The organism is Parafilimonas sp., assembly GCF_051953455.1.
GTDB lineage: Bacteria > Bacteroidota > Bacteroidia > Chitinophagales > Chitinophagaceae > Parafilimonas.
In genome coordinates this window covers 41,863-51,163 of sequence record NZ_JBQCIT010000003.1, presented here as the reverse complement: position 1 = coordinate 51,163, position 9,301 = coordinate 41,863, and the positions used below count along the sequence as shown (strand labels likewise).

Genomic DNA, 9,301 nt, shown 5'->3' with positions numbered 1-9,301 from the left:
TAAAAAACAAACCTGATAGTTTGCTCAAATACCCTTGCATCGCAGACCGGCAACCCCATAATGTAACACCGGCAACCGTAGGTTCCGTTCAACAGCGCTTTCATTGTTCGTCCTGCGGACGCAACGAATGCTTAGTTATTGTGCGTTCGCCATTATTCCGCATCGTCATATTCCCACCACTTGTCGCCGTGAAGCCTCTTTAATTCTAACGTTCTTTCAATCGCTTTTGAAATTACGTCAAAGTCAATTGAGTTACAAAATCCTAATAACTTTTGCCCCTTTGGTGATGTCGAAAACTTTTCTTCGCCTTTGTGCAAAATATTCAGAATGTCAGGTAGAATTTTAGCAAAGGTAAAAACACAAAGATGTTTATGTCCGTGGTCAATTGTGTCCAAAGGAAACCATGCCTCGTGAATACTTTGCGTCAGTTCATAATCAATCCTTATAAATTCCTTTGGATTGTCCAAATGAAATATAATGTCGAACTTTTTGGGAATGCTAATGTAAGCTCCCCCATTTTTCGCTGCAGTTAAAAGTATAATTTTCAATTTTTGTTTTTTGATTTTTCAAAAGGAATTTGGATTTTATTGTATTCGGCTGGAGGAACATATCCCAGCGATGAATGTGGCCTTGAGCAGTTGTAATCCAATCGCCATTGCTCTGCTTTATCTCTTACTTCATTTAACGATGTGAACACATAAGCGTTCAGCAATTCTCTCCTGATATTTCCATTGCAGCGTTCAACATAACCATTCTGCATGGGCTTACCGGGTTGTATAAATATTAATGTAATTTTTTGTTCTCTGCACCATACATCAAGCTGTGATGAGATGAACTCAGGACCGTTATCAACGCGTATCATCTGTGGTAATCCCCTGAACTCTTTTAAATATTCAAGGCATCTTATCAATCTTGTTGTTGGCAGTGAAGTATCTGCTTCTATATGCAACACTTCACGGTTGTAATCATCTACAATATTTAATAACCTGAACTTCCTTCCATCCCATAAAGTATCATTCATAAAATCGATGCTCCACACTTCATTGATGTTTTGCGGTTGAAATAAAGATTGTTTTATTCTTGCCGGTAATCTTTTCTTATACCTGCGACGAATGTTAAGCTTCATATCTGTGTACACTCTGTAAAGGCGTTTATGATTCCAGTTAAATCCTTTTCTTCTGATACGATAAAAGCTTTGCCAAAAGCCAATGGATGGATGTTTATCAACCAATGATTGAAGTTCACCGATTAGCGCATCATCCTCCTTTGGTTTACGTGTATAACGGCGGCTGCTCTCAGGTAGACTTACTGCTTTACATGCCTGTCGCTGGCTGATTTTATGTGTTGTAACCATATACTCAGCCAGGCTACTCTTTTCGGCAGGCATTAAAGTTTTTTTGCTACAGCATCTTTTAAAGCTTCATGCACTAAACTTAAATTAGCATACATGCGTTTGAGACGGCTGTTCTCTTCTTCAAGCTCCTTTACTTTTTTAAGTTCGCTTACTTCCATGCCGCCATAGCGTTGGCGCCATTTATAAAATGCTGCTGTGCTTATGCCTAACTCACGGCATAAATCTTTTGCATCCCGGCCATTCTCATGTTCCTGGATGGCCTTTACAATTTGTGTTTCTGTAAACCTTGTCTTTTTCATATTTACTCATTTAAAATTAATGCATTTGTCAACTTTTAAATGAGCGATTTTTAGGGGAGCTTACACATAAATCCAAGTATTGCCCTTAAAGTCTTGTCCGAAAATTCTGCCAACAATTAAAATAGCCAATGTCACCAAAGTTATTGTCAAACTAATCGGCTCCGGTTTTCTTTTACTATGTTCTCTTTTGCGAAGTGTCGCTCTAAATGCGAGCCAAAGAGAAACACCAAATAAAATAATATATACACCTCCGAAAAAGAAATCCATCAAACCTGTACAGCCATTGTCAGCCAAACTAAACCGCAAATAAAAATATGTTACAAGAATAAATGGAAGAGTTAATAAAAGTCTTGTTGAGAGTTTCAAGTTGTCAATTTAAGTGGCGTACAACGTTGAAGTATTTGCGCCGGCGGGGAAATTATTTTCGTCAAGCCGATTACAAATGCTTAATTGAAAATACAAAGTTGAAGATAAAAACAAATGCTGAACAGCGCAATGTCGCGCTTGAACTACTGCTGATTTTTTTTCAAAAGCTGAAGCGTGACATTCGTCAGCCCCGCTGACGCAAATACACTTGTTACATGCACAGTTGAATGAATAAAACACAACAACACTGAATTTTTACGAACGAAAAACTTACATAAAGAGTAAGAAAATTGTAGTTACAGCGTGTTGTCCACTGTCCACTAAAACCACTTTGAAGAAGATTGCAGAATAGAATTTCTGTTGCCGTTGACTGCAAAAAAAAGTGCGTTGTGTCCAACTACATAAGCTGAGTAGAATTGTTGATGCCCAAGATTAAAACAACTTGCATATAACGTTCAAGCATTTGTGAAGGCATGGCAATAGTGATTGGTCAGCCTGTGCAAATGCTTAATTGAAAAACTGAAGTTGAAGATAATTATAAATGTTCAATAGCGAAATGTCGGCACGTACAAAAGATGATAAGAATTACTGCTGCACAATTGCGGATGGTCAAGCCATGCTTTTACAAATGCCTTTGTTGTGCGTTCGCTTTTTGTCACTTGAAATTTTTGCTGTTAGAATTTTATTTTGTCTCTATCGCAATAATACTTTGCTGGTTCAACAATACAACTTTCTTGATAAGTCCCCTTATAAATTGGGCTGTAAGTTGTATCACCGGATTTGCTTATGTGTCTTACTGAAACTGGTGAATCTCCATATTCAATTTTATAAACTTTGTCTGTACGCTTGCATTTTGGGCAAATAACTTTTCCAAAAGCATTTGTTTTTTGTTTTGCAGGAATATAAAACGTCATTTCTGGTGTGTCACTTTCAAATGTTATAACTGATGCAATAAGCATTGTGTCAACACCAACGCCATTGCAGTAAAAGTCAAATGATTTTTCTTTCTTTGGCGTAAATGTCAAACCAAAATTTCCTTTATCATCTGTCATCGTCTTAGCTAAAATCTTATTGTCGCCTTTTACAAATACAACTAAATGCGCAATAAAAGCAGAAGTGTCACTTGGATTTTTTTTAATGTGTCCAGTTATATAAACTGGATTTGTCAAAGGTTTAAAACTAAAGAAGATAACAGCGATGAAAATTGTTGCTATGAATTTAAGGACTGTCATAATAAAGTGACGCACAACGAGCAGGTATTGCCGATGGTGGGGAATTAGAATTCCGTCCAGCCCGGAACTGCTGCATGGCTTTTTGATAAAGTTAAATATTAAGAACTAAAGCTGGGCTTTATTCGTCGAGCCCCAAACCGCAGTACAGCAGAATTACCGCTGCTGATTGCTCCAATGTCAAACCCCACTATTGGCAATACTAATGTTGTACGTTCGCCTTTCGTCTCTACAAATAAATATCGGGTTCAACTTGCCAAGTGAATGGTTCACTAAAAGTCTTTAATGTTTTCAGTTGGGAAATGTTCACGGATTTCCATGTTGTCTTTTTAGTGCCTTTGTTATCGTTGCCTTTTGTTAAAGCTCTTTTCTTCGTCAAAAAGTTATAGCTATAGTCTTCAAAATCGTGTGTCGCCCTGTGAAAAGAAGAATTGTCAGCACCAATCAAAACAAACTGCCCTTGTTGATAACGGAATTTGTAAACAGCATTTGTCACATACCAACTGCCCATGTTATAAAAGAGATGAAACTTTACTTCTAATATTCCGTTGTTAATTGTCATCTCTTGATACGGGTCATCCATAGTTGGATTGTCATTCTTTAAAATAAATGAATTGCTTTGTTCTGTCAGGCCATAACCGTTGTCAGCGGGTTTATTGAAAAGTATCAATAACATTCTGGGCTGTGTCAAGACAGTGTCTTCTAAACTGTTTACCAACAAAATGCTGTCTTTTTGTTGAATAATAATTGCTGCGTCTTTTGTGCCGTCTTTGTTCAAGTCGCCATAAGCACTGTCAAGAATTGTCCAACCTTTGGGAACAAAATCAGTAATGCTTTGTCCTGTTGATTTGATGGAAGGATAAGCAAAGTCTTGTCCGAAGGAAACGCCGAAACAAATAGTCAATATGAATGTTAGGAAGTGTCGCATAAGGTGACGTACAACACAAAGATTACTGATATTATACGCAGCGCCAAAAAAAATCAGGCATTGATTTTCAATGTCCGGGAACTTCGTTTTTTGTATTATAACTTCGGTAATCAGATTTACCATTCTATATCACCACTGCGCCATAAATCATCCAGCGGGCTTGAAGTCACTATCAGATGCAGGCGGTTGCGCCGCTGCTTGTTAAACACGAACGGAACAATTATCCGTTGCTCCCAGGGTGATGGATAAGTGAATAGGTTACAGGTTGCATGGCTACAGAAATTGAATACTACGTCACCTCAGTCACAGCAAGGGTTTGTGAAGGAGTTGAATTAGATCAGCAATTTACTGGTTTTTTAAAATCAAAAAATCACTTACCTGAAATTTCTTGCCGCCGGAAACAGCGACGCCTGCTCCGCTTTCTTTCTTGCCTGTGTCTTTTTGTTTTGGGCTTCAAATGGAAAACCGTCCCTTTCAGCACGCGGTGATAAAGTCAGCACACGCACTTCCGTTTCGTCGCTTTTTGTTAAGGCAGATAAATGCCCCGACCAGTCTTCACAATGCTGCACAATAACATGAATTACACTCTCGGCTCTTTGAACCGTGCCCTGTACCATGAGTAACTTTGAGTGAAGGATTTCTTTGCGGTAGGCATGCTCAAATAAATCTTTAAATACCACCAGATTGGCATGGCCGGTTTCATCTTCAATCGTCATAAAACAAATGCCACCCGCAGTACCCGGTCTTTGCCTTACCAAAACCAGCCCTGCTACTGCTACCCGGTCACCATGATGCAACTGGTTTAAGGCTGCAAGGGCTACAATGTTTCGGGCGGCCAGCCTTTCGCGCAGGAAGCTGACAGGATGTGCTTTTAGGGAAAGCGATAAGCTGCCGTAATCATAGACCACATGTTCTGAAAGGGATAGTTTCGGCAGTGATATGTTTGTTTCAAAAAGGCTTTCAGAAGGCAGGTTTTGAAATAAGCCAAAAGGAATATCCTGCAAGGCCGTTACTTCCCACAAAGCCTGCCGCCGGTCCAGGCCAATGGAACGAAAGGCATCCGCATCCGCCAGTTTAATTAAACAGGAAATAGCAATACCGGCATGTAAGAGCGCATGCACATGCGGAAAGCTAACTTTTCTGGCAGCTACCAGTTTTTGAATGTCTTCTTCGCGTATACCTTTTATATGCCGGAAGCCCAGCCGCAGGGCATGAAAGGTATTCACCTTTTCTTCCAGTGTGTTATCCCAATAGGAATAATTAATATCAACAGGCCTTGCTTCAACTCCATGTTGACGCGCATCCGCAACAATTTGCGCCGGTGCATAAAAACCCATGGGTAAGCTGTTAAGCAAACCGCAGGCAAATACATCGGGGTAGTAACATTTAATCCAGGCGGAAACATAGACCAGGTGCGCAAAACTCGCCGCATGACTTTCGGGGAACCCATAACTGCCAAAGCCTTCGAGCTGTTGAAAAATCTTTTCCGCATATGCTTTCGGATACCCATTCCTTAGCATGCCATCCATAAGCTTTTCGCGGAACTGCGTGACCAACCCCTGTAGCTTAAACGTAGCCATACTTTTTCTTAAGGCATCTGCTTCCGTCTTGGTAAAGCCCGCGGCTACTTCCGCCAGGCGCATGGCCTGCTCCTGGAACAGCGGTACGCCTAAGGTTTTTCCTAAGATGGCTTCCACTTCCTTAGAGGGATATTCAACAGGCTCCTGGCCGCTGCGGCGGCGCAGGTAGGGATGTACCATATTGCCCTGGATAGGCCCCGGCCGTACGATCGCCACTTCAATCACGAGGTCATAAAAACACCTGGGCTTCAGGCGCGGCAGCATGGCCTGCTGTGCCCGGCTTTCAATCTGGAAAACACCAATCGTATCAGCGGCGCTGGCCATAGCATATACTGCGGCATCATCTTCAGGGAGATTGGATAGTGTAAACACTTTACCATAATGTTGTTGAATGAGCTCAAAACATTTGCGGATGCAGGTAAGCATACCAAGCCCGAGGATATCGGTTTTAAGAAAGCCCAGGGCATCTATATCATTCTTGTTCCATTCAATACAGGTCCTGTTTTCCATCCGGGCATTCATGATAGGGCAGAGATTCGAAAGCCTGTCCTGCGCAATCACAAAACCACCCGTATGCTGGCCCAGTTGCCGCGGAAAACCTATATACTGTTTTGTGAGCTGTAATACCTTTTGTAAAAGCGGCTCCCGCGTATCGATCCCCTGTTCCTGTATGCGATTTTCATCAAACCATTCTTCTGTAAATTCCCAGATACATTTGGAGAGCCGGTTGAGTGTATCCACGGAAAGCCCCATGGCCCTGCCTACATCCCTTACAGCACCCTTTGCATGCATGGTGGTAACCGTGGCCACGATGGCTGCTTTATCCCGGCCGTGTTTGTTGTAGATGTATTGAATGATTGCTTCGCGGCGTTCATGTTCAAAGTCCACATCAATATCCGGCGGTTCATCCCTGGCATCGGAAACAAACCGTTCAAAGAGCAGGTCAAATTTGGTGGGGTTAACATTGGTGATGCCCAAACAATAACACACCGTTGAATTGGCAGCAGAGCCGCGGCCCTGGCAGAGTATACCGCGTACATTCGCTTCGCGTACCACATCATAGGTTTCCAGGAAGAAGAAGGCGATATTTTTTCTATTGATAAAAGCCAGCTCATGCTCCAGTGTTACCTTTATTTTTTCAGGAAGAGGATCCCCAAACTTTTCCCTGGCAGCTTGCCAGGTATAATCTTCCAGCACCTCTTGCTGTGTCCGGCCATCCGGCATGAGTTGCTGCGGGTATTCAAATTGTAAATCATCCAGGTTAAACCTGCAGGCTTCTGTAATTTCCTGTGTACGGTAGATGGCATCCGGGTAATGCCGGAATAAACGCTGCATTTCATCCGGCGGCTTTAAAAATCTTTCTGCATGCTGGTGCAATAAAAAACCGGCTTCCTGTATCGTGGTCTTTTCCCGCGTGCAGGTAAGTATATCCTGCAGTTCCCGGCGCATCGGGTTATGATAATGCACATCGTTGGTGGCGACAAGGGGCGCATTATAATATTGGGAGAGCCGCGAAAGCCGGAATAATTTTTTGAAATCATCGCTTTCATAATAGCGCGTCGCAGCAATATAGAGCTCCTGGCCAAATGCTTCATGGTATGCCGCGAGTGTCTTTATAAAATCATCATGAAAATCAAAGTGTTCATTTAAAGAGGATGGTGGGATAACAATAAATTTTAGGCCCTTTGCATGTGCATACACATCCTGTTTATATAACTCGCACTTACCTTTTTCCGTGCGTAAATTACCTTGGGTAAGCAGTGTGCAGAGATTGGCGTAAGCTGCTTTGCTCGTGGGATAAGCCAGCAGGCTGGCGCCGTCTTTTATATCCAGGCGGCAGCTGGTGATCATGTGAATGCCCCTGAGTTTGGCCGCAACATGTGCCCGTACAATCCCTGCCAGCGAATTCCTGTCCGTAAGGGCAAGGGCTTTATAACCCAATGCGGCTGCATAGTCCGCCAGCTCTTCGGGGTGGGAGGCGCCTCTTAAAAAACTAAAATTGCTCGTTACCTGCAGTTCTGTATAATGCATATCACCCCCAACTTTATTCAAAAAACCCGTGTATAAACCAGCGCGGCGGACGGCTGTCATCATAATGGCCAAGCCTGAAAAGCCAGTAACACTTACCCTCTTCCGTTTGCACCGCGTAATAATCACGGTGTAATCCTTTGCTGAGCCACCATTCGCTTTCTATGCGCTCACAGCTATCCGCTTGTACTACTTTATGCAGCTTACCTTTATACCGGAAGTGCAGCGGCGGGTAATCAGGAACAGGCGCGGTGACTTCAATGAGTTGCGGCTGTTGCAAAAGATGTATTGGCCGCAGTTTATCCCTGCGCCAGGCGGTCGTTGGTTTTTCCTTCAACGATATAGCAGCCTTAAAAGAATGTTCAGGTAAATGACGTTCGGCAGGCAGGTAACGATGGATAATATCGCTGCCAAAATGGTTTTCCAGGTTGTCGAGCAGTTCACTGACTTCCCGGCATTCAAGGCGGCTGTTCATTGTCCAGAAGGTTTCCTGTGATATTTGTATATCTTCCACTTTACAGGCTTCGAGCGTAAACACTTCAATACCCAATGCAGGTTCTATCGTTGCAATTTTCATTTCAAACAGTTTGAAAAGATGGGTCGTATGGTTGGAAGGATGATTGGTACGAACTTCAATTTGTTGCACATGACTGTCCACGCGGTAGCATTTCAGCGTTGCAAGACGTAAACCCTTGCCTTCTTTTTTTAAGCGGGCACAGAGCGTTTCCAGCAGCTTTTGCAGGGCCATTTCAATGCCTGTGGCTGTCTGAATGGGTTCCAGACAGGGTAACCGTTCGTGGTACGGTTCTGCCGGGATGACGGGCTGTATCAGTTCCTGCCGGCTGCCGAGCGCCTGGTCCAGTCGCAATAAAAGCGGCTCGCCGAACCTTCTGCGTAAAGCAGAACGCTGCATACCCATAAAACTGCCAATGGTATGCAGGCCGAGTTTGTGCAACCGTTCACTAATACTCTTTTCAATTCTTAAGGCTTCCGGCGGCAAGGGCATAAGGGCCGCTGCCGCTTCATGGTTTTGGACTACCTTTTCTTTACCAAACCTGCACACCGCCCATGCCGCACCAATGGTATCCGCCATCGCTACACGAATATGATAACCCAATCCTGTTAATTGATTGAACAGATCTTTTAAGTAAGCTTCCTCACTTCCCCACAGATGGGTGCAACCACGCACGTCTAATAATAAACCGTTGGGTAAATCCACCGCTGCAACAGGCGTATATTTTATACACCAAACAGCAAGCCTCGTGAGCAATTTATGGTCGAAGTCAATGGTATCATCCAAAACTTTTACATCGGGCAAAACAATCTTTGCATCCGCTACAATCATCCCGGTAGATAAACCCTTTGTTTTGGCAACGGCACTGACTGCGGTTATGATCATCCTTCCGCGTTGCGGGGATGCTAGTACAAACGGACAATCCTTCAAACCCGGCTGCCGCCGGATCACCCAGTCCGTCTTTAAATGACAAAACCATATCGCCACAAAACGCTTTTCCATT

The 9,301-nt window shown here is 43.2% G+C and carries 7 protein-coding genes; all 7 read right to left on the bottom strand.

What is annotated here, in order from left to right; all coding sequences use genetic code 11:
* Window positions 1-152: 152 nt before the first annotated feature.
* Window positions 153-548 (bottom strand): hypothetical protein, encoded by a 396-nt coding sequence (locus tag ACTHN6_RS00720; RefSeq protein WP_440433789.1) that lies wholly within the window; start codon window positions 546-548, stop codon window positions 153-155.
* A protein-coding gene (locus ACTHN6_RS00715) for an IS3 family transposase (RefSeq protein WP_440433788.1) occupies window positions 545-1,653 on the bottom strand; the annotation gives its coding sequence in 2 pieces (ribosomal slippage) (window positions 545-1,404 and window positions 1,404-1,653; 1,110 coding nt in all). The genes ACTHN6_RS00720 and ACTHN6_RS00715 overlap by 4 nt, the downstream gene beginning before the upstream one ends.
* Before the next feature lie 60 nt (window positions 1,654-1,713).
* On the bottom strand, window positions 1,714-2,019 hold the full coding sequence (locus ACTHN6_RS00710) for a hypothetical protein (RefSeq protein WP_440433787.1): 306 nt from the start codon (window positions 2,017-2,019) through the stop codon (window positions 1,714-1,716).
* Between the two features lie 674 nt (window positions 2,020-2,693).
* Window positions 2,694-3,266 (bottom strand): hypothetical protein, encoded by a 573-nt coding sequence (locus ACTHN6_RS00705; RefSeq protein ID WP_440433786.1) that lies wholly within the window; start codon window positions 3,264-3,266, stop codon window positions 2,694-2,696.
* A 211-nt stretch (window positions 3,267-3,477) separates the two neighbouring features.
* Window positions 3,478-4,299: a hypothetical protein gene (locus tag ACTHN6_RS00700; RefSeq protein ID WP_440433785.1), complete on the bottom strand. Its 822-nt coding sequence runs from the start codon at window positions 4,297-4,299 to the stop codon at window positions 3,478-3,480.
* Window positions 4,300-4,550: 251 nt separating this feature from the next.
* Window positions 4,551-7,850 carry an error-prone DNA polymerase gene (locus tag ACTHN6_RS00695; RefSeq protein ID WP_440433784.1) on the bottom strand — a complete coding sequence of 1,100 codons (3,300 nt, stop codon included), beginning with the start codon at window positions 7,848-7,850 and terminating at the stop codon, window positions 4,551-4,553.
* A complete protein-coding gene (locus tag ACTHN6_RS00690; RefSeq protein ID WP_440433783.1) occupies window positions 7,801-9,300 on the bottom strand; it encodes a Y-family DNA polymerase in 1,500 nt (499 codons plus the stop codon). The genes ACTHN6_RS00695 and ACTHN6_RS00690 overlap by 50 nt, the downstream gene beginning before the upstream one ends.
* Window position 9,301: the final 1 nt, after the last annotated feature.